The organism is Pseudomonas sp. MWU16-30322, assembly GCF_020515535.1.
GTDB classification, from domain to species: domain Bacteria; phylum Pseudomonadota; class Gammaproteobacteria; order Pseudomonadales; family Pseudomonadaceae; genus Aquipseudomonas; species Aquipseudomonas fluorescens_H.
Genome location: NZ_JAIWYL010000014.1, coordinates 56,180 through 75,388 on the forward strand (window position 1 = coordinate 56,180; position 19,209 = coordinate 75,388).

Annotated in this window: 20 protein-coding genes and 1 pseudogene; 8 read left to right on the forward strand and 13 right to left on the reverse strand. The window is 60.1% G+C overall.

The annotated features are described in order from the left end of the window. The first annotated feature begins 327 nt into the window (after positions 1–327). On the forward strand, positions 328–636 hold the full coding sequence (locus tag LCH64_RS25490; protein WP_003223974.1) for an RcnB family protein: 309 nt from the start codon (positions 328–330) through the stop codon (positions 634–636). 9 nt (positions 637–645) lie between these two features. Here the strand turns inward: LCH64_RS25490 and LCH64_RS25495 are convergent, their stop codons facing one another. After that, positions 646–1,725 (reverse strand): sensor domain-containing diguanylate cyclase, encoded by a 1,080-nt coding sequence (locus LCH64_RS25495; RefSeq protein ID WP_226501653.1) that lies wholly within the window; start codon positions 1,723–1,725, stop codon positions 646–648. 163 nt (positions 1,726–1,888) lie between these two features. Between LCH64_RS25495 and LCH64_RS25500 the strand changes: the two genes are divergently transcribed. Continuing rightward, positions 1,889–2,227: an FKBP-type peptidyl-prolyl cis-trans isomerase gene (locus LCH64_RS25500; protein WP_226501654.1), complete on the forward strand. Its 339-nt coding sequence runs from the start codon at positions 1,889–1,891 to the stop codon at positions 2,225–2,227. 82 nt (positions 2,228–2,309) lie between these two features. Here LCH64_RS25500 and LCH64_RS25505 read toward each other — a convergent pair whose 3' ends face one another. The 5 genes from LCH64_RS25505 to LCH64_RS25525 all read right to left on the reverse strand — a co-directional run bounded on the left by LCH64_RS25505 (position 2,310) and on the right by LCH64_RS25525 (position 5,225). After that, complete coding sequence (locus LCH64_RS25505) at positions 2,310–2,645, reverse strand: hypothetical protein (protein WP_226501655.1); 336 nt, start codon at positions 2,643–2,645, stop codon at positions 2,310–2,312. Next, a complete protein-coding gene (locus LCH64_RS25510; protein WP_226501656.1) occupies positions 2,642–3,880 on the reverse strand; it encodes an S-type pyocin domain-containing protein in 1,239 nt (412 codons plus the stop codon). The genes LCH64_RS25505 and LCH64_RS25510 overlap by 4 nt, the downstream gene beginning before the upstream one ends. Before the next feature lie 111 nt (positions 3,881–3,991). After that, the gene (locus tag LCH64_RS25515; protein WP_226501657.1) at positions 3,992–4,255 is read right to left on the reverse strand and encodes a helix-turn-helix transcriptional regulator; all 264 of its coding nucleotides are present in this window, start codon (positions 4,253–4,255) and stop codon (positions 3,992–3,994) included. Positions 4,256–4,420: 165 nt separating this feature from the next. Beyond that, entirely contained in the window at positions 4,421–4,690 is a 270-nt protein-coding gene (locus LCH64_RS25520; protein WP_226501658.1) for a hypothetical protein, read from the reverse strand. A gap of 157 nt (positions 4,691–4,847) precedes the next feature. Beyond that, positions 4,848–5,225 (reverse strand): DUF6124 family protein, encoded by a 378-nt coding sequence (locus LCH64_RS25525; RefSeq protein ID WP_226501659.1) that lies wholly within the window; start codon positions 5,223–5,225, stop codon positions 4,848–4,850. A 690-nt stretch (positions 5,226–5,915) separates the two neighbouring features. Between LCH64_RS25525 and LCH64_RS25530 the strand changes: the two genes are divergently transcribed. Both LCH64_RS25530 and dmeF read left to right on the forward strand, forming a co-directional pair. Continuing rightward, positions 5,916–6,191, forward strand: a complete 276-nt coding sequence (locus LCH64_RS25530; RefSeq protein WP_003223990.1) for a metal/formaldehyde-sensitive transcriptional repressor — start codon at positions 5,916–5,918, stop codon at positions 6,189–6,191. A gap of 12 nt (positions 6,192–6,203) precedes the next feature. Then, positions 6,204–7,139, forward strand: a complete 936-nt coding sequence (gene dmeF / locus LCH64_RS25535) for a CDF family Co(II)/Ni(II) efflux transporter DmeF (RefSeq protein ID WP_226501660.1) — start codon at positions 6,204–6,206, stop codon at positions 7,137–7,139. Here dmeF and LCH64_RS25540 read toward each other — a convergent pair. After that, a complete protein-coding gene (locus LCH64_RS25540; protein WP_226501661.1) occupies positions 7,136–8,239 on the reverse strand; it encodes a cytochrome P450 in 1,104 nt (367 codons plus the stop codon). The genes dmeF and LCH64_RS25540 overlap by 4 nt on opposite strands. 78 nt (positions 8,240–8,317) lie before the next feature. Here LCH64_RS25540 and LCH64_RS25545 point away from each other — a divergent pair, with 78 nt between their 5' ends. From LCH64_RS25545 to LCH64_RS25555, 3 genes and pseudogenes are all read left to right on the forward strand, one after another. Then, entirely contained in the window at positions 8,318–9,076 is a 759-nt protein-coding gene (locus tag LCH64_RS25545) for a helix-turn-helix transcriptional regulator (RefSeq protein ID WP_226501662.1), read from the forward strand. A gap of 73 nt (positions 9,077–9,149) precedes the next feature. Then, positions 9,150–10,370, forward strand: a complete 1,221-nt coding sequence (locus LCH64_RS25550) for a putative DNA modification/repair radical SAM protein (RefSeq protein ID WP_003223994.1) — start codon at positions 9,150–9,152, stop codon at positions 10,368–10,370. Next, positions 10,367–11,185 (forward strand): annotated as a pseudogene (locus tag LCH64_RS25555) (TIGR03915 family putative DNA repair protein); the annotation flags it as partial. The gene LCH64_RS25550 and the pseudogene LCH64_RS25555, both read left to right, overlap by 4 nt. Positions 11,186–11,208: 23 nt before the next feature. Here LCH64_RS25555 and LCH64_RS25560 read toward each other — a convergent pair. Continuing rightward, positions 11,209–11,817 carry a LysE family translocator gene (locus LCH64_RS25560; protein ID WP_226501663.1) on the reverse strand — a complete coding sequence of 203 codons (609 nt, stop codon included), beginning with the start codon at positions 11,815–11,817 and terminating at the stop codon, positions 11,209–11,211. A gap of 105 nt (positions 11,818–11,922) precedes the next feature. On the opposite strand from LCH64_RS25560, the gene LCH64_RS25565 reads away from it, so the two are divergent. After that, positions 11,923–12,801 carry a LysR substrate-binding domain-containing protein gene (locus tag LCH64_RS25565; protein WP_226501664.1) on the forward strand — a complete coding sequence of 293 codons (879 nt, stop codon included), beginning with the start codon at positions 11,923–11,925 and terminating at the stop codon, positions 12,799–12,801. 54 nt (positions 12,802–12,855) lie between these two features. Here the strand turns inward: LCH64_RS25565 and LCH64_RS25570 are convergent, their stop codons facing one another. The 5 genes from LCH64_RS25570 to LCH64_RS25590 all read right to left on the reverse strand — a co-directional run bounded on the left by LCH64_RS25570 (position 12,856) and on the right by LCH64_RS25590 (position 19,149). Further along, positions 12,856–13,875 carry a branched-chain amino acid aminotransferase gene (locus tag LCH64_RS25570; protein WP_226501665.1) on the reverse strand — a complete coding sequence of 340 codons (1,020 nt, stop codon included), beginning with the start codon at positions 13,873–13,875 and terminating at the stop codon, positions 12,856–12,858. A gap of 319 nt (positions 13,876–14,194) precedes the next feature. Continuing rightward, positions 14,195–15,568, reverse strand: a complete 1,374-nt coding sequence (lpdA, locus tag LCH64_RS25575) for a dihydrolipoyl dehydrogenase (RefSeq protein ID WP_226501666.1) — start codon at positions 15,566–15,568, stop codon at positions 14,195–14,197. A 4-nt stretch (positions 15,569–15,572) separates the two neighbouring features. Further along, entirely contained in the window at positions 15,573–16,853 is a 1,281-nt protein-coding gene (locus LCH64_RS25580) for a dihydrolipoamide acetyltransferase family protein (protein WP_226501667.1), read from the reverse strand. Next, on the reverse strand, positions 16,854–17,912 hold the full coding sequence (locus tag LCH64_RS25585) for an alpha-ketoacid dehydrogenase subunit beta (RefSeq protein WP_226501668.1): 1,059 nt from the start codon (positions 17,910–17,912) through the stop codon (positions 16,854–16,856). A 1-nt stretch (position 17,913) separates the two neighbouring features. Continuing rightward, positions 17,914–19,149 (reverse strand): 3-methyl-2-oxobutanoate dehydrogenase (2-methylpropanoyl-transferring) subunit alpha, encoded by a 1,236-nt coding sequence (locus LCH64_RS25590; RefSeq protein WP_003224001.1) that lies wholly within the window; start codon positions 19,147–19,149, stop codon positions 17,914–17,916. Positions 19,150–19,209: the final 60 nt, after the last annotated feature.

Genomic DNA, 19,209 nt, shown 5'->3' on the forward strand with positions numbered 1-19,209 from the left:
CACCACCAGGCCCTGCGGGAGCGGGGTCGAGCACAAATCTTGTTAGCACCACCAAACCTGTAGGAGTGAGCCTGCTCGCGATGACTTTTGTTCAGGCGATGAAGATGCTGAATGTACCGGCCCCTTCGCGAGCAAGCCCGCTCCCACGGTTTCGCGGGTCGATCACAAATCCTGTTTCATCACGGACCCGGTGGGAGCTGACTTGCCAGCGATGACGATCTGCCGGCCAACTACAATCCCCCAACCAGCCCAGGCAAAAAAACAAGGAATGATTCCCTGACTCAGCAGTCGGAGTACAGGCAAAACCCATCTGAAGGAGGTTCACCGATGAACAGCAAAACCCTAATCGCCAGCCTGGCCCTCGTCGCCGGCATTGCCGGGATCAGCCCACTTGTTCAAGCGGCGCAAACCTCAAGCGAACAGGCTGTCCAGTCGCCGACCAGCGACCGCGAGTTGAAGGTCAACGACCGGGCACCAGACATTTATCAGCGCAGCGACAAAGCATTGAAAAACTGGAAACAGAAAGGCTTGAAAGCCCCGGTCGATCAGGCGCAATGGGTGCAGATCAACGATAAGTACGTGATGGTCATGATCACTAACGGCACCATCGTTGAGATGCAGCCTGTCGAGCGTTAATCACCGGACTCAAAGGCCCTGCGCATGCATTCGTGCAGGGCTCTCGCCCCCCAACCGATACTGATTATTCCCACTGCGCTTGGCTTCATACATCGCCAGATCGGCAATGTGCAGCAGCCGATCCATGGTTGGCGCATGGTCCGGAAACACCGCGACCCCAAGGCTGGTACCGACATGGCGCTGGTCGTTGCCGATGCTGATCGGTGGGGACAGTTCGATGAAAATTTTCTGACAGATGCTGCGGGCTTCGTCCTGCAGGTTGAGGCTCGGGGCCAGACCTTGCAGGATTACCACGAATTCGTCGCCGCCAATCCGCGCGACGGTGTCGGTGGCGCGCAGGATGCGTTTCAGACGAGTCGCAGTGGTGATCAGCACGCGGTCGCCGGCGGCATGACCGTAGTGGTCGTTGATCGCCTTGAAACCGTTGAGATCGATAAACACCAGTGCCACCCGGGTCAGGCTGCGGCGCGCCTGTTCCAGTGCTTCGGATAAACGCTCTTCGAGCACCAGACGATTGGGCAGACCGGTCAACGGGTCGAAGTGGGCGAGGTGCTGGAGGTAACTGGCCGAGGCTTTCTCCTCGGTAATGTCGCGCACCACGCCCATCATCTTGATCACCGCGTCGTGGTCGTTGCGCACCACATTACCAGTCTCGCGCAGCCAGCGAATCGTGCCGTCGGGCCAGACCACGCGGTATTCCTCATCGTGGTTTTCACCGGTCTCCAGGCAACGCAACTCACCGTCGCGCACTCTGACGCGGTCGTCCGGGTGCACGCAGGAGCAGAACAGCGCATAAGACGGCGTGATCTCGCCGATCTTGAACCCGAACATGCCGTAGATCGCGTCTGACCAGTACAGCCGATCGGTGTCGACTTCCCAGTCCCAAGTGCCGATCCGCGCAAAATATTGGCTGCGTTTGAAACGCTCGGCGTCACCGTCCTGATGGATGTTCTGCCGTTCGGCGGCGCGGGTCAGCAGCTCGCGGTATTCGTCCAGTTGCTTGCGCAAACCGCGCGCTCGCCAGATCAAGACGACGATCAATCCAATCATGACAACGCCAAGGGCAAGGCTGATCCAGAGGTAAGTCATTCGGGAACTGCCAGCATGAAGAATCGATCCGTGAAGTAATGGCGGTTGGCTATCTTAATGGGTTGTCAGTCACTTCGGATACAGCGCCAATTTTCGTCAATGAGTTGCGAACACCCGACATTTCTGGGAAAACGGCGGCCAGCTGAACAATAGAGTGAATGTCATGAATGATGAACTGCGGGTAATCGATCTCCAGGTGGGCGAGGGCAAGGCTGCCGTCAAAGGCGCGCTGATCACCACCCACTACACCGGCTGGCTGGAAGACGGCAGCGAGTTCGACTCTTCCCACAGCCGAGGTAAACCATTCCAGTGCGTGATTGGCACGGGCCGGGTGATCAAGGGCTGGGATCAGGGGCTGATGGGGATGCAAGTGGGCGGCAAGCGCAAACTGCTGGTGCCGGCGCATCTGGGCTATGGCGAGCGGACGATGGGCAAGATTCCGCCACATTCGAATCTGTTGTTCGAGATTGAGTTATTGGAGGTTTTGACGCGGGAGGATTGAGAGGAACAAGTGTCGAAGCTGTCCGGATGAGGGGCGGGGACCCTCATCCCAATCTCTGTAGTTTGAGTGTTCGTTTGACGGGTCAGGTGAATGTGTCGATATCGTCAAGCGTGTCCTCAATGATGCCCTTCAGAGCAGGGAACTTCCTCTGAACGGTTTTGAGCGCGGGCAGGACGGTTTCAGTATTCATTTCGCCATGGCGGCGAGCGATATGACCGAGAGCGGTGACCGCAGACGCCACAATCGCTTCGGTTTTGTGGGTGAGATATTTCAGGCAGGTGTCTTGAGCCCAGGCTCTGTCGGTTTCATTCAGACCGATAGACACCAGCGCGGAAATGACTTTCTTGTCCAGGTCGCTGGCAAGATGTCTTATGGCTTCATCATGGCTGAGTGATGGGTCTTGATAGATGAGGCTCATTTTTTTTCTCCGAGGATATTGCCTCTGTTGTCTACTTTTTTTGCTTTGATCAGCGCGTTTTTCATATCTTGATGCAGTTTATCCCATGCCCGTACGTGACCGTGGTAGACATCTCCGCCCGTGCGATCAAAGACAACTAGCTCCTTTGCATCTGGATCAACACCAATGCGGCGCGGCGATGTGGGTTTTACCTGAATAGAGTTTTCCAGCGCTTCCTGGCCATTAGTCGGCCCCTTACTTTTGACGGGTGTATCTTTTTTTCCGTGGTAACTGGCCGCGTCGAATTCAAGCGCCAGGACAATATAGAGCGGTTTGATGCCTGAATTGGCTGGGAACACCAGAATGAAGTCCTGATATTCCGGTGGATAAACCGGATTAACGATGATTTTGTCCGCCTGTTCTGTCGGCGGATAAATCCATATCTGTGGCGCTTGCGGCGCGCTTTCCAGTGGCGGGATCCCCGTGGTATTGGAAGGGTCAACAACGGGAGTCCAGATCAGTGCTGCCCCATTACCGAAGTCCGCAACTTGTTGGGTTCCTTGCTCGACGAACTTTACGACAGGAATCATCTCCCAATCACTGCGCGTTTGGGTGTTGTATCCGTACCCTTTCAGAGTGCCGTCTGGCTGTTGTTCTACGTGCAGTCGGACACGAGTTCGGCCTTTGTCGAGTGATTTGAGTTGTTCTTCTGTGTACAGAGAACTGTCACCCAAACTCGATGGCCAAAGCAGTGCGACTATTCCAAGTAGTACTCCAGCGCCAACACCTCCCGTCGCCACGGCTGCACCGCTCACTGCGCTACCACTTATGCTTGCTACGGCAGTCAGACCAAGAGCAAGCGTCCCTGCTGAATTGGGCAAGTGGCTGCCGTAGATTTTTTTCAGCGGTATGTTTCCGACGGCATCTCGTTCGCGGCCGCCTAGCAGGGAAAACTCTCCAAAGTCGGCCAGCCTCTCTACCGGTATAAACCCGGCGGGGCTTGTGTGATTGATAACACCATCAGGGAGTTTGCAGCTTTTGGTAAACACACAGCCTTTAACATCACGCTGATACTTTAGCGGTTGTTTGATCAATCGATTCTCATACGCCTGCTGCCTGGCCAGCATATCGTCATAAGCAGTCTGTCTTGCCTCCCTCTCCGCCAGTTCGCTGGTTGTCATGTAGCGGCTGGTAATGTGGTGACCGTCACCGGCCGGTGGGTTTTGAACCCGGGGTATATCCTTTTTATTGGTCATCAGCGTCCTTGTTAAATCGCTTCTGAAAACGATGCGGACGCTATATCAAGGGGCTTTTGATGGCTGTAGGACGGGTCTGAAACTTTAGCGATTGTTACAAGTGTAAAAAAATCAGGCTAGGGACATCGCTAGGTTGGCTAATTCACCCAGAGTGAAATTATCGATCTTGCCGTTAATTAAATTGTTGAGGCGTGGCTGAGTAATTCCCAAGCGCATGGCGGTATCCTTTTGGGGAAGCTCCCAGGCTCGGATCGTCTCGCAAAGTGTGCGCATTAGTTTGGCCCGCAGGCGCATGTTGGCGGCGTCCTGCGGCGTGTCTTCCAGTGCGTCCCAGACGCTTGTAAAGCACCTGGAGTCGGGTGGGTGATGTTTCATGATTAGTTTCTCTTCCTTGGCTTTGTTATTAGAAATTCGTTAGCAGAAAGGGCGCCTTCGCGAGCAGGCTCACTCCGACAGATGATTGATGGCTCTTGGAACTCGAGTACACCGCCGATCCAATGCAGGAGCGCGCCTGTTCGTGAAGAACGATGACGCGGTTAATCAGGCAACCATCGCGATCTCGCCCATCGTTTCTGCCACCGTCCGTTCCAGTGCAGGAAAGCGGCGTTTCACCCGCTGTAGCGCTGGCAGCACAGCCTCCATTTCAAGCCCATCAAGTTTCCCTAGAGCGTTCACGGCCGAGGCCACAATTGTTTCTCGCTCGCTTTCAAACAACACCAGGCATGCGTTCTGCGTCCAGTGCCGATCCCGTTCGTTGAGGCCCATGGCGACTAATGCGGCGACGACGTGGGCATCTGGTTTATTGGCCACGTGAAATTCTCCTTTGCGTCGTTTTCCTTGTGGCGAGGGAGCTTGCTCCCGCTGGGTTGCGAAGCGACCCCAAGCCCCATCGATCCGGTTCGGATCCGGATTTTCGACTGCTGTGCAGTCGAGCGGGAGCAAGCTCCCTCGCCACAGGGACGCTTTTTCAATTGCTGATCGGGGGCTCGAGGTTGTCGAGGGCGCGGTTGACGGCGAGTTCGCCGAGCATGACTACTTGCTGGATGCCGAGCACGGTGTTGCGGTAGGGCGCGTCGAGCAGGCCGGCGAAGTCGCTGAGCATGATGCTGGCCGAGGCCATGGATTCGCAGGCGTGGGCCAGCAGTTCTTCGTTGTCCATGTTCGGGGCGACGACAAAAATGTGGCTGGGTTTGCGCTCGGGCGGGGCTTGCGGTTTCAGGTAGTGATCGAGGGCGCGTTCGGCGGCTTCGTGGAGTTTTCTGGAATTGGGGTCGGAGTAGGGGGACGTTGATTCCGGGTCCGGTATTGCGTCCGCTTCTGGCGGATTTGGCGTTACTTTGAACATTTGTTGGGCAACCTCAATGAGGCTGACACGCTTTTGCGACTAAACAATAGGTGGCAGCTGTACGCAGGTTAGTCGACCAGTACCCAAACATTACCGGCGCACCCGAAGGCGCCCTGCGCACAGCTGCCATTGAGTGCAGGCGTGAAAGTGCCTGACTGATAACAGCTTGCGTGTTTGAGATAAAACCGAGCGACTAAACCCGATCACTGACCATTCAGTGACGCGAACCAAGTTACCGATGCCCCCCAAACCGCACAAGCCGGCGGATTCTGGCGCAGTTGTAGGCAAAGGCGCAAGGCGATGTAGCCTGCTGGATGATGCCTAAATGATGCTGCGTTTTTCAGTCTGCCATCGCCAGCAGGCTGGCTCCCTCAGGGGATTTGTGATGGGCGATGAACCTGAGCACTCCACCGGACAATTGTGGGAGCGGGCTTGCTCGCGAAGAGGCCGGCACATCCGGCATCTTTGTTAGCAGACACACCGCCTTCGCGAGCAAGCCCGCTCCCACCGGGGGATTTGTGTTGGACGCTGAACTCGAGCGCACCACCGGACAATCATGGGAGCAGGCTCGCTGCTATAAAGGGATTGAGGTCGCCTTCAGCATCCCGTTCATCCTTTGAATGCTCACCGAACTTGCGATTGCCCAAGCCATCGGCGAACATGCGCGCCATAGGGGTAGGGGGTATAGGTATGTCGCACATTCATGAACATAAAGACGAGCTCCTTAACCGCGTGCGGCGCATTGCCGGGCAGGTGCAGGCCGTTGAAAAAGCGCTGGAGGGCGATGCCGATTGCGCCAAGACCTTGCATCTGGTGGCGGCAATTCGCGGGGCGGTCAACGGTTTGATGGAGCAGTTCATCGAGGCCCACACCCGTGAACATGTGGCGCATCCCGACCTCACCGACGAACAGCGTGCCCAGGGCGCCGAAGATCTGCTGCAAGCCATCCGCCGTTATTCCAAATAGAGCACCAGCATCATGAGCCTGACCCCAAGCGCTGACCGTTTCAGCCACGATCACCAGTTTCTCGGCGCATCCCACGATGAAAACGCCCGCCGCACCTTGTGGGTGGTGGCGCTGACGTTTGTGATGATGATCGGCGAGATCTCCGCCGGTTACCTCACCGGTTCCATGGCTTTGCTGGCCGACGGTTTTCACATGGCAACGCATGCCGGCGCGTTGGGCATCGCCGCCGCCGCGTATGGTTTCGCCCGGCGCAACGCCAACAACCGTCGCTACAGTTTCGGCACCGGTAAGGTCGGCGATCTGGCCGGTTTTGCCTCGGCGATGGTGCTGGGGCTGGTGTCGCTGGGCATTGCCGGCGAATCGATTTTTCGATTGTTCGAACCGACCACCGTAGCGTTTGGCGAAGCGACCGTGATTGCGATCGTCGGGCTGGGCGTGAACATCCTCAGCGCCTTCCTGCTGATGGGCCATCACGGCCACGACCATGGCCATCAGCATGATCACGCGCACGGCCACGATCATCACCACCATCACGACAACAACCTGCGCTCGGCCTACGTCCATGTACTGGCCGATGCCCTGACCTCGGTGCTGGCGATTGCCGCGTTGCTGGCCGGGCGCTATCTCGGTTGGGTATGGCTGGATCCGGCGATGGGGATTGTCGGCTCGATTGTCATCGCGAAATGGGCCTACAACCTGATGCGCGACAGCGCCGCGGTGCTGCTCGACACCACCGACGAACCGGTGGCAGCGGAGATCCGCGAGCTGCTGGAAACCTCGGACGATGTGCGCATCAGCGATCTGCATGTCTGGCAGGTCGGCCCGCAGGCGCGGGCGGCGATTGTCAGTGTGGTCGCCGCGGCGGGCGTGACGGCGGAGGCTATTCGCGAACGGCTGGCGCCGGTGCATGAGCTGTCGCACCTGACCATCGAGCTGCGCAACGCTTAAGGCTGCACCGCGCTGAACAGTGGAATCCGCCCATTGAGGGATGGGCGGTAATGCCACGTCAGTTGTTGCAGATTCACACCCTGATCAAGGATTTCTCTGACAGTCGCAGCGGCAATGCTCAACGCCAGCGTCTGTCCCGGACACTGATGCCGCCCGCTGCCAAAGCTGAAACTGCGCCGGTCAGGACGCTCCAGCAGAAACCGCTCGGGCTCTGCATTCAACAAAGGATCGCGGTTGGCCGAGGCCAGCAGCACCAGAATCACCTCGCCGGCCTCAAGCCGCACGCCATCGATCTCGCAAGTCTGCGCGACAAAGCGCCGAGTGTTCTGCACCGGCGGATCGAAGCGCTGAACCTCGGTCAACAGTGCGTCCACTGAAGCGTCGCGCAATTCGGGCTGACGTCGCAGCGCAATCAGCGCATTGCCGATCAGCCCGGCAGTCGCTTCAAACGTCTGCGAACAGAGACCGATCAGGTTGGCGATCAGGGTTTCTTCGTCTCCTGCAAATCGCTGCTCGATAGCCTTGAGCAAATCGCTATCGGCTTCGGCCAGCAACTCGATGAAATAGCCGTGCAATTGCTCCGCCGCCGCATGCGCCGCCGCCAGTTGCAGGTCATTGCTCAGCGGCGACAGGCAGGCGACGAAGTCCGCGGTCAGCTCACTGAGCGCCCGGCCCTGCGCCGGGGTGAAGCCGAGCAGCGCCGCGACCACGCACACCGGGCCGCGAAACATTGCCTTATATAAGCCATCGGCGTCCGCCGTCATCAATCGCGCCGCCACCAGCGTGCGTACCAGGTTGTCATCGATCAACTGCAGCGCCGGTTCCACCGCAGAGCGTGGGCAGCGCTGACGTTCGCCATCGTTCATCCGCATCAACTGCCCGAACACCTTGCCGGCCATCCCCGAGGCAATCGCCTTGGGCACCGGTTCCTGCAGCGGTCGCACCCGACAGTCGACATGCGTCAGCACTGCGCTCACCGCGCGGGCGCTGCTGGCGACCCACAGTTTCAATCCATGATCAAAAGTCAGTCCGCCCTCGGCGCGCAGTTTGGCGTAGTAGGGATAGGGATCGGCATGCGTCGCAGCGATGATCGGGTCCATGGTTCACAGCCTTGTCGTCGGGAAAGTGATGCGAGTATCTTCAGTTCGCAGCGACGACGATTCGTCGGGGAGCGAAATATGCACGCAGAACATCAAGACATCGGCGTCTCGCAGGTGGCCGCCGCTATTGCCGAACCGGCACGCACCAAAATCCTCTGCTCGCTGATGGACGGCCACGCCCGCACCAGCACGGAATTGGCCGCCGTCGCCGAGGTCAGCGCCTCCACCGCCAGTGCGCACCTGACGAAGCTCAAGGATCTGGCACTGGTGCGCTTGCATGTGCAGGGCCGCCATCGCTATTACAGCCTCGCCGATCAGCGCGTGGCCCAGGCGCTGGAAGCGTTGATGGTGATCGGCCAGAACGCCGCGCCGATCTTCAAACCGCACACCCCGGATCGCCTGCAATTCGCTCGTACCTGCTACGACCACATGGCCGGGACGCTCGCGGTGTTGCTGCACGACCGTATGCTTGAGGCGGGGTGGCTGGTGGAAACCGATGAGCGGGCTTATCGCTTGAGCGACAGTGGCGAGGCGTTGTTTGCGGGCTTGGGGATTGAGGTACAGGATTTGAGTACCTTGCGCCGCAAGTTTGCCTGCCCGTGCCTGGACTGGAGCATGCGCCGGCCGCATCTGGGTGGTTCACTGGGGGCGGCGCTGTTGCAAATGGCGTTGAAGCGCAAGTGGGTGACGCAGGATCTGGACAGTCGGGCGCTGGCACTGACCGTGGCGGGGCGAAAGGAAATGGGCCTGCGGTTTGGTCTTGAGTTGCCATTAGACGCGCAGAGCAAAAGATCGCAGCCTGCGGCAGTTCCTACAGGTAACCGCGCACCTTTGTAGGATCCTGTATTTGCACCTTGTGCCAATCCAATAGACTCGATACTGTACGCATAACCAGTATCGAGTCTTCGCCATGCAACTCATCGACAAGCTCAGCATTCTCGCCGACGCCGCCAAGTACGACGCCTCCTGCGCCAGCAGCGGTGCGCCCAAGCGCAGCTCCGAGGGCAAGAGCGGGTTGGGCTCGACCGACGGCATGGGCATCTGCCACAGCTATACGCCGGACGGCCGTTGCGTATCGTTGCTGAAAATTCTCCTGACCAACTTCTGTCTTTACGACTGCCAGTACTGCGTCAACCGCCGCTCCAGCGATGTACCGCGTGCGCGCTTCACCCCCGAGGAAGTGGTGACGTTGACCATGGATTTCTACCGACGCAACTGCGTCAGCGGGCTGTTTCTCAGTTCCGGGATCATCCGCTCGGCGGACTACACCATGGAGCAACTGGTGCGCGTGGCGAAGCTGCTGCGCGAAGAGCATGAATTTCGCGGCTACATTCACCTCAAGACCATTCCCGAGGCCGATCCGGCATTGATCGAGGAGGCCGGGCGGTACGCCGATCGCCTCAGCGTCAATATCGAACTGCCCACCGATGCCAGCCTGCAAACCCTGGCCCCGGAGAAACACATCGGCTCGATCAAGCAGGCGATGCACACCATCTACACCGGCGAGCAGACCGTGCTCAACGAGCCACGCTCGGCGAAATTTGCCCCGGCCGGGCAGAGCACGCAGATGATCGTCGGCGCCGATGACACCGACGACAGCACGATCCTGCATGGCGCCCAGGCCTTGTACGGCAATTTCCGCCTGCGCCGGGTTTACTATTCGGCATTCAGCCCGATTCCCGACAGCCCGAAAAGCGTGCCATTGGCCGCGCCACCGCTGATGCGCGAGCATCGTTTGTATCAGGCCGACTTCCTCTTGCGTAGTTACGGCTACAGCGCCGATGAGCTGCTCAAAGGCCCGGGTAATCTGGCGCTGGATATCGATCCGAAGCTGGCCTGGGCGCTGCAGAATCGCGAAGTGTTTCCGCTGGATCTGAATCGCGCCGAACCGGCGCTGATCGCGCGCATTCCCGGCATCGGCCTGCGCACCACCGAGCGTTTGGTGCAATTGCGCCAGCAACGGCGCATCCGCTATGAGGACGTGGCGCGCATGCGCTGTGTGTTGGCCAAAGCCAAGCCGTTCATCATCACCAGCGACTACCACCCACAACAGGCCGAAGTCACCAGCCAAATGCTCTACCAGCAATTGCGCGACCGGCCGCAGCCACAGCAGATGGGGTTGTGGGGATGATCAATCTCGATTGCGACGACCTGTTCGACACCTGGCGCCAGCAGGCGCGCTGGCTGCTCAGCCATGAAGTCGACCCGAGTCTGGTGAGTTGGGCGTCGGAAGGGGTGAGCGATCTGTTTGCCAGTGACGTACATGTGCCGGAGGGGCAGGGGCCGTTTCAGGCACGCATCCCCCGTGCATTGCTCGACACCCTGGAACAAGCTGCACGCTACCGGGGCGACCAGCGCTGGAGTCTGTTGTATGAAGTGCTGTGGCGAGTCAGCCATGGCGATCGCACGGCGATGATGGCCGGCGACAAACTCGGCAGCGAGTTGCAGCGGCGGATCAAGCAGGTGCAGCGCGAAGCCCACCATTTGCATGCGTTCGTGCGTTTCATCGAACGCCCGCAGGATCAGCCAGGCCCGCAATATGTGGCGTGGCACGAACCAGCCCACGACATCCTGCACAGTGCCAGCGAGCATTTCATCGGACGCATGGGCCGGCATCGCTGGTTGATCGCCACGCCGCGTGACGGGGTTTATTACGATGGCGAGCGACTGATCCATCAGCGCCAGTGCCCGGTGGAATGGCAGCAACTGGCGCAGAACATTGATGACCCGCACGGCGAGTTGTGGCTGACGTACTACAGCCACATCTTCAACCCGGCGCGGTTGAACGAGAAAGTCATGCAGGGGCACTTGCCGGTACGGTTCTGGAAGAATCTGCCGGAGGGCGAGTTGATTCCCGGATTGATCACCCAGGCGCGCACAGGCAAGCAACAGAATGGTCAGGCCAGCGGAATTGCCGCGCGGGGCGGCAAGCGAATTGCCTTGAAACAGGATGAACCTGAGCAGGTTGTTCAGCGGGTTGCCGAAGCCATCAACAGACCAAAACCGGCAAAGGCCACCCCCGAGACTTTCGCTGCCAGCCAGGAACCTTTCGGACTCGACAACCAGCCTTTGGCCGCATTGGCGAGCAGGGCATAGCTGCCGTGCACCAGAATCACCAGCACCGCGTAAGAGGCCACCAGTTTGAAAAACTGCGGGTAAAAAGCCTGTTCAGTGTCGATGAACTGCGGGAATACGGCCAGAAAGAAGAAGATCGCTTTCGGATTGAGAAACTGCAGGGACGCGGCTTCGAGAAAACGGTAGCCCGGACGAGAAGGGCGAACCTGCTGCAGGGTACGGAAACGATCCGAACGCCAGCTCTTGAAGCCCAGGTACAACAGGTACGCAGCCCCGGCGTATTTCAGCGCGGTAAACGCCTCGGCCGAGGCGCTGAGGATCAAGCCGACGCTGGTGGCGCTGAGGGCAGCCACCACGAAAGCGCCCGAGGCGATGCCCAGAATGCCGGGTACTGCGCCGGTCCAGCCCAGGCGCACGGCGTTTGACAGGGTCAGCACCACGCCCGGGCCGGGGCTCAAAATGGTCAGGGCGGCGAACAATACAAAGAGTCCGTAGCTGTGCATGATGTTGCTCCGTCGAATCGCGTGTCTGCGTGCGGGCAGATTGGCGTGGCGACAACGCGCTGACAAACGCTTTAAATGCAGTGCATATGTGACTAAATTAGACCCATGAAAAATTCACTTCCCCCGCTCAACGCCGTTCGCGCCTTTGCTGTGGCTGCTCGGCATCAAAGTTTCAGCCTGGCAGCCGAAGAGCTGCATGTCAGCCATAGTGCGGTCAGCCGCCACGTCAAACTGCTTGAAGAGCACTTGGGCGTTTTGCTGTTTGAACGGCGTATCAGGCAGTCGCTGCTGACGCCGGCGGGTGAGCATTTTTATCAGCAAGTCAGCGCTGGTCTGGCACAGATTGCCGACGCGGCTGCCGAGTTGAAGCGACAGGCAGCGCGGCCGACGATCAGGATCAATGTCCGGCCGTCCTTCGCCCTGTTATGGCTGATACCTCGTTTGGCGGACTTTTCAGCGCAGCATCCGCACATCGACACCCAGGTCGTCACGCAGACTCAATCGCCGGATCCGGCTCGCGACGATTTCGACATTGTCATCCGCCGGGGCCGTGACGATTGGGCGCCGTCGCTCGAAGCGCAAGCGTTGTTCGAGGATGAATTGGTCATGGTCGCGGCGCCGGCATTGATTGAGCGACTGCCTCTGACAAATCTCGCCAGCCTCAGTGCGCATACCTTGCTGACCGTCAGGGCGCGGCGTGAAGACTGGCACCACTGGGCCATGCATTTTGGCCAGAACCAGAGCAGCACTCAGCTGATCCGCCAGTTTGATTACATGCACCGGGTGCTGGAAGCTGCCGTGGCGGGAGAGGGCATCGCACTGTGTCCGACCACACTGCTCGGCACACATTTGTCGAGTGGTCGCCTGCTCTGCCCGTTGCCGGATCTGCGCATGCCGCTGCCACGCTATTACTACGGCGTTGCCCCGCAAGCGTCGGCGCACACCAAAGTGTTCATTGAGTGGCTACAGCAACAGCGCCCATGAAAAAGCCCCCATCGATCACTCGATGGGGGCTTTTGTGCATCAGCGGCCGTCAGATCAAACCTTGACGATCCAGCCCGCTGGCGCTTCGATGTCGCCGGTCTGTACGCCAGTGAGCTCTTTGTAGAGCTTCTGAGTGACCGGGCCGACTTCGGTTTCGCTGTGGAACACGTGCAGATGGTCGTTGTAGCTGATCCCGCCGATCGGCGTGATCACCGCAGCGGTACCGCAAGCACCGGCTTCCTTGAAGTCCGACAGCTTGTCGATCAGCACGTCGCCTTCCACCACTTCCAGGCCCAGACGAGTTTTCGCCAGTTCGATCAGCGACAGGCGGGTGATGCCCGGCAGCACGGATGGCGAGTTCGGAGTGATGAACTTGTTGTCGTGGGTGATCCCGAAGAAGTTGGCGGAACCGACTTCCTCGATCTTCTTGTGGGTCAGCGGATCCAGGTAGATGGCGTCAGCGAAGTGCGCTTTCTTGGCCTGAGAGCCCGGCATCAGGCTGGCGGCGTAGTTGCCACCGACCTTGGCCGCACCGGTGCCTTGTGGGGCGGCGCGGTCGAAGCTGGAAATCTGGAAGTTGTGCGGCGTCAGGCCGCCCTTGAAGTAGGCGCCGACCGGGATCGCGAACACCGAGAAGATGAACTCCGGCGCGGTACGCACACCGATGTTGTCACCCACACCGATCACGAACGGACGCAGGTACAGCGCGCCGCCGGTGCCGTATGGCGGGATGAAGCGCTCGTTGGCGCGAACCACTTCCTTGCACGCTTCGATGAACTGCTCGGTCGACACGTGCGGCATCAGCAGGCGAGCGCAGCTGCGTTGCATGCGAGCGGCGTTCTGGTCTGGACGGAACAGGTTGATCGAGCCGTCCTTGCAACGATAAGCCTTCAGACCTTCGAAGCACTGCTGGCCATAGTGAAGGGCAGTCGAGCCTTCGCTGATGTGCAGCACGTTGTCTTCGGTCAGGGTGCCTTTGTCCCACTCGCCATTGCGAAAGTACGACAGATAGCGTTTGTCGGTCTTGATGTAGTCAAAACCCAGCTTGTCCCAAATGATGCTTTCGTTACCCATGACACCCTCTATCACTGAACAACCGTCGAAACGGTTCAAGGCTTCTGACGTTTTTTTGGATGGGCACAACAATACTTCATTCTTGAGCGGTTTCGCAGCCCGGACGATGGAGGGATGGCAAAAATAGTAGCTTGCTTACTAAACCCCCTTCATTCCTGCATGTTTCACCTCTTTTGTGGCGAGGGAGCTTGCTCCCGCTCCAGTGCGCAGCACTGGTAAAACCGGACACCGCGGTGCTTCAGGTGCACAGGGGTGGCTGGGTTTGGGGCCGCTTCGCAGCCCAGCGGGAGCAAGCTCCCTCGCCACAGGGGTTCAGCGTTTACAGATGCAGTGCATGCCCCAAAGCACGCAGCGCTGCTTCCTGCACCGCTTCACCCAAGGTCGGATGCGCATGAATGGTGCCGCCGATGTCTTCCAGGCGCGCGCCCATTTCCAGGCTTTGCGCGAACGCGGTCGACAACTCCGATACGCCAACCCCGACCGCCTGCCAGCCGACAATCACATGATTGTCGCGACGCGCGACCACGCGCACGAAGCCGCTTTTCGATTCCAGGGTCATCGCCCGGCCATTGGCAGCGAACGGGAAGCTGGAAACGATGCAGTCCAGCCCCGCAGCCTTGGCTTCGTCCGGGGTCTGGCCGACCACCACCAGTTCCGGGTCGGTGAAGCACACCGCGGCGATGGCGGTCGGGTTGAATTCGCGGTGCTTGCCGCTGATCAGCTCGGCGACCATTTCGCCCTGAGCCATGGCGCGGTGCGCGAGCATCGGTTCGCCGCTCAGGTCGCCGATGGCGTAGACGTTGCGCATGCTGGTCTGGCAGCGGCTGTCGATCTTGATCGCCGAGCCATTCATGTCCAGGTTCAGCGCTTCGAGGTTCCAGCCTTGAGTGTTCGGTTTGCGACCAACCGCCACCAGCACCTGATCGGTTTCCAGATTGAGGGTGTCGCCGTTCGGCTCACGCACCTGCAAGGTGCCGTCGAAACCCAGCACGCTGTGCTTGAGATAGAGCTTCACGCCCAGTTGCTTCAGTGCTTCGTGTACTGGCTGGGTCAGTTCGGCGTCGTAGGCCGGCAGGATACGATCCTGCGCCTCGACCACACTGACCTCGGCGCCGAGCTTGCGGTAAGCAATGCCCAGCTCCAGACCGATATAACCGCCGCCCACCACCACCAGGCGTTTCGGCATGGACTTCGGCGCCAGTGCTTCGGTGGAGGAGATGATCGGCCCGCCGATCGGCAGGATCGGCAGGTTGACGCTGGTCGAACCGGTGGCCAGCACCAGATGCTCGCACTGGATGCGCGTGTCGCCGACCTCGACGGTTTTGCCGTCAACGACCTTGGCCCAGCCATGGATCACCTGAACCTTGTTCTTTTTCAGCAACGCGGCGACGCCGGTGGTCAGGCGATCAACGATGCCGTCCTTCCACTCGACGCTCTTGCTGATGTCGAGGGTTGGTGCCGAGACGCTGATGCCCAGCGCCGAATGCTCGCTGTGATGGCGGGTCTGGTGGAACTGCTCGGCCACGTGAATCAACGCTTTCGATGGAATGCAGCCGATGTTCAGGCAAGTGCCGCCCAGCGATTGGCCTTCGACCAGAATCGTCGAAATGCCCAGTTGTCCGGCGCGGATCGCCGTGACGTAACCGCCGGGGCCGCCGCCGATGATCAGCAGCGTGGTGTTCAAGGTTTGCATGGCATCACTCCACAAACAGGGTCGCGGGTTGTTCGAGCAGGCCACGGATGGCCTGGATGAAGAGCGCCGCGTCCATGCCGTCGACCACGCGGTGATCGAAGGAGCTGGAGAGGTTCATCATCTTGCGGATCACCACCTGGCCTTTGACGACCATTGGGCGTTCGACGATTTTGTTTACGCCGACGATCGCCACTTCCGGCAGGTTCAGCACTGGCGTGCTGACGATGCCGCCCAGCGCTCCGAGGCTGGTCAGGGTGATGGTCGAGCCGGACAGTTCGTCGCGGCTGGCCTTGCCATTGCGTGCGGCGTTAGCCAGACGCGAGATTTCTGTGGCGCTGTCCCACAGGCTGCGCGCCTCGGCGTGACGCACGACCGGTACCATCAGGCCAACGTCGCTTTGCGTGGCGACGCCGACATGCACTGCGCCGAGGCGGGTGATGAGCTGGGCTTCGTCGTCATAACGCGCGTTCATCTGCGGGAAGTCGCGCAGGGCCACGACCAGTGCGCGGACGAGGAACGGCAGCAGGGTCAACTTGCCACGGCTGGCGCCGTGTTTTTCATTGAGGTGCGCGCGCAGTTCTTCAATCGCGGTGACGTCGATTTCCTCGACGTAGCTGAAATGCGCGGCACGCTGCGTGGCGTCCTGCATGCGCTGGGCGATCTTGCGGCGCATGCCGATTACCGGAATCTGCTCCTCATCGTGACGCTGGGCGTACGCGGCAGTTGCCGGCGCCGAAGCGTTCGTTTGACCCTGGGCCAGATAAGCGTCGAGGTCTTCGTGCAGCACGCGACCGGCCGGGCCGGTGCCGCGTACCAGACGCAATTGAATGCCCAGATCCAGCGCATGTTTGCGCACGGCCGGCGAGGCCAGCGGACGTTCATCGGCTTCACGGGCAACCATCGGGCCCTGGCAAACCGGAGCCGGGCGCGGTGCAGCAGCGGCAGCAGGTTTGCTCTCGACTACCGCTTCAACTTTCGCTGCAACAGGGGGCTCTTTCGCGGCAACAGGTGCTGGCGCGGCGGACTCTTTCAAGTTGCCGGCACCTTCTACTTCGATGCTGATCAGCACACTGCCGACCGCCATCACTTCACCCGGCTGACCGCCGAGCGCAATCACCTTGCCGTGTACCGGCGATGGAATATCGACCATCGCCTTGTCGGTCATCACATCCGCCAGCACCTGATCTTCAACCACCAGGTCGCCGACCTTGACGTGCCACTGCGACAGTTCTACTTCTGCGATGCCTTCGCCGATGTCCGGCATCTTGATAACGTGCGTGCCCATTCAGACCTCCATGACCCGTTTCAACGCCGCGCCCACTCGGGACGGCCCTGGGAAATACGCCCACTCTTGCGCGTGCGGGTAGGGGGTGTCCCAACCGGTGACGCGTTCGATTGGCGCTTCCAGGTGATGGAAGCAATGCTCTTGCACCAGCGACACCAGTTCGGCGCCGAAACCGCAGGTGCGGGTGGCTTCGTGGACCACCACGCAGCGACCGGTTTTCTTCACCGACTTGACGATGGTTTCCAAGTCCAGCGGCCACAGGCTACGCAGGTCGATGACTTCGGCGTCAACGCCACTTTCTTCAGCGGCAACTTGCGAGACGTACACGGTGGTGCCGTAGGTCAGCACGGTCACGTCCTTGCCCGGACGGGTGATTGCGGCAACGTCCAGCGGCACGGTGTAGTAACCGTCCGGCACCTGGGCTTGCGGGTGTTTCGACCACGGGGTTACCGGACGGTCGTGGTGGCCGTCGAACGGGCCGTTGTACAGGCGTTTCGGCTCGAGGAAGATCACCGGGTCATAATTTTCGATGGAGGCGATCAGCAGGCCTTTGGCGTCATACGGGTTGGATGGCATCACCGTGCGCAGACCGCAGACCTGAGTGAACATCGCCTCGATGCTCTGGCTGTGGGTCTGGCCGCCGTAGATCCCGCCGCCGCAGGGCATGCGCAGGGTCATCGGCGCGGTGAACTCGCCGGCCGAGCGATAACGCAGACGCGCCGCTTCGGAAATGATCTGGTCGGAAGCCGGGTAGACGTAGTCGGCGAACTGAATCTCGGCCACCGGACGCAGGCCGTAAGCGCCCATGCCCACGGCGACACCGACGATGCCGCTTTCGGAGATTGGCGCGTCGAACACCCGCGAGGTGCCGTACTTGGTCTGCAGGCCTTCGGTGCAACGGAACACGCCGCCGAAGTAGCCGACGTCCTGACCGAACACCACCACATTGTCGTCACGCTCAAGCATCACATCCATGGCCGAGCGCAGGGCCTGGATCATGGTCATGGTGGTCGTGGTCATGGCGGTTTCCAACTGAATATTGTTGTTGTGATCGTTCATGTCAGATCCCCAACTGCTGACGCTGGCGCTTCAAGTGCTCCGGCATCTCTTTGTAGACGTCTTCGAACATGGTCGCGGCGCTTGGAATCTGCCCGCCGGCGAGGGTGCCGTACTGTTCGGCCTGTTTCTGCGCGGCAATCACTTCGGCTTCGAGTTCGGCGCTGACGGCGGCGTGCTCTTCTTCCGACCAGTGGCCGACCTTGATCAGGTGTTGCTTCAGGCGGGCAATCGGGTCGCCCAGCGGGAAGTGGCTCCAGTCATCGGCAGGACGGTATTTCGACGGATCGTCGGAGGTCGAGTGCGGGCCGGCGCGGTAGGTGACCCATTCGATCATGGTCGGACCGAGGTTGCGCCGGGCGCGCTCGGCAGCCCAGGCGGAAGCGGCGTAGACCGCGTAGAAGTCGTTGCCATCGACCCGCAGTGAGGCGATGCCGCAACCGACGCCGCGTCCGGCGAAAGTGGTGGCTTCACCGCCGGCGATGGCCTGGAAGGTCGAGATCGCCCACTGGTTGTTGACCACGTTGAGGATCACCGGCGCGCGGTAAACGTGAGCGAAGGTGAGGGCGGTGTGGAAGTCCGATTCGGCGGTGGCGCCGTCACCGATCCACGCCGAGGCGATTTTCGTGTCGCCTTTGATCGCCGAAGCCATGCCCCAGCCGACGGCCTGAATGAATTGGGTCGCGAGGTTGCCGGAGATGGTGAAGAAACCGGCGTCCTTAACCGAGTACATGATCGGCAACTGCCGGCCCTTGAGCGGATCACGCTCGTTGGACAGCAGTTGGCAGATCAGGTCGACCAGCGGTACTTCGCGGGCCATCAAAATGCTTTGCTGACGGTAGGTCGGGAAGCACATGTCGTCGATGTTCAAGGCCAGGGCCTGGGCGCTGCCGATGGCTTCCTCGCCAAGGCTCTGCATGTAGAACGACATTTTTTTCTGCCGCTGGGCGACCACCATGCGGTTGTCGTAGATCCGCGTCTTGAGCATGGCGCGCATGCCCTTGCGCAGGATCTCGACCGGCACGTTTTCAGCCCAGGGGCCGAGGGCGTTGCCCTGATCGTCGAGCACCCGAATCAGCCCACGCGCCAGGTCGGCGGTGTCGGCAGGTTCGACGTCGATGGAAGGTTTGCGCACCGTGCCGGCATCGGTCAGATGCAGGTAGGAGAAGTCGGTTTTGCAGCCTGGGCGGCCCGAGGGTTCAGGGACGTGCAGACGCAGCGGTTCATACGCTTGGGTCATGGCTTCTACGCTCGATCTTGTGAATTTCTTGTAGTGAGCTGGCAATCATTCTTGGGTGAA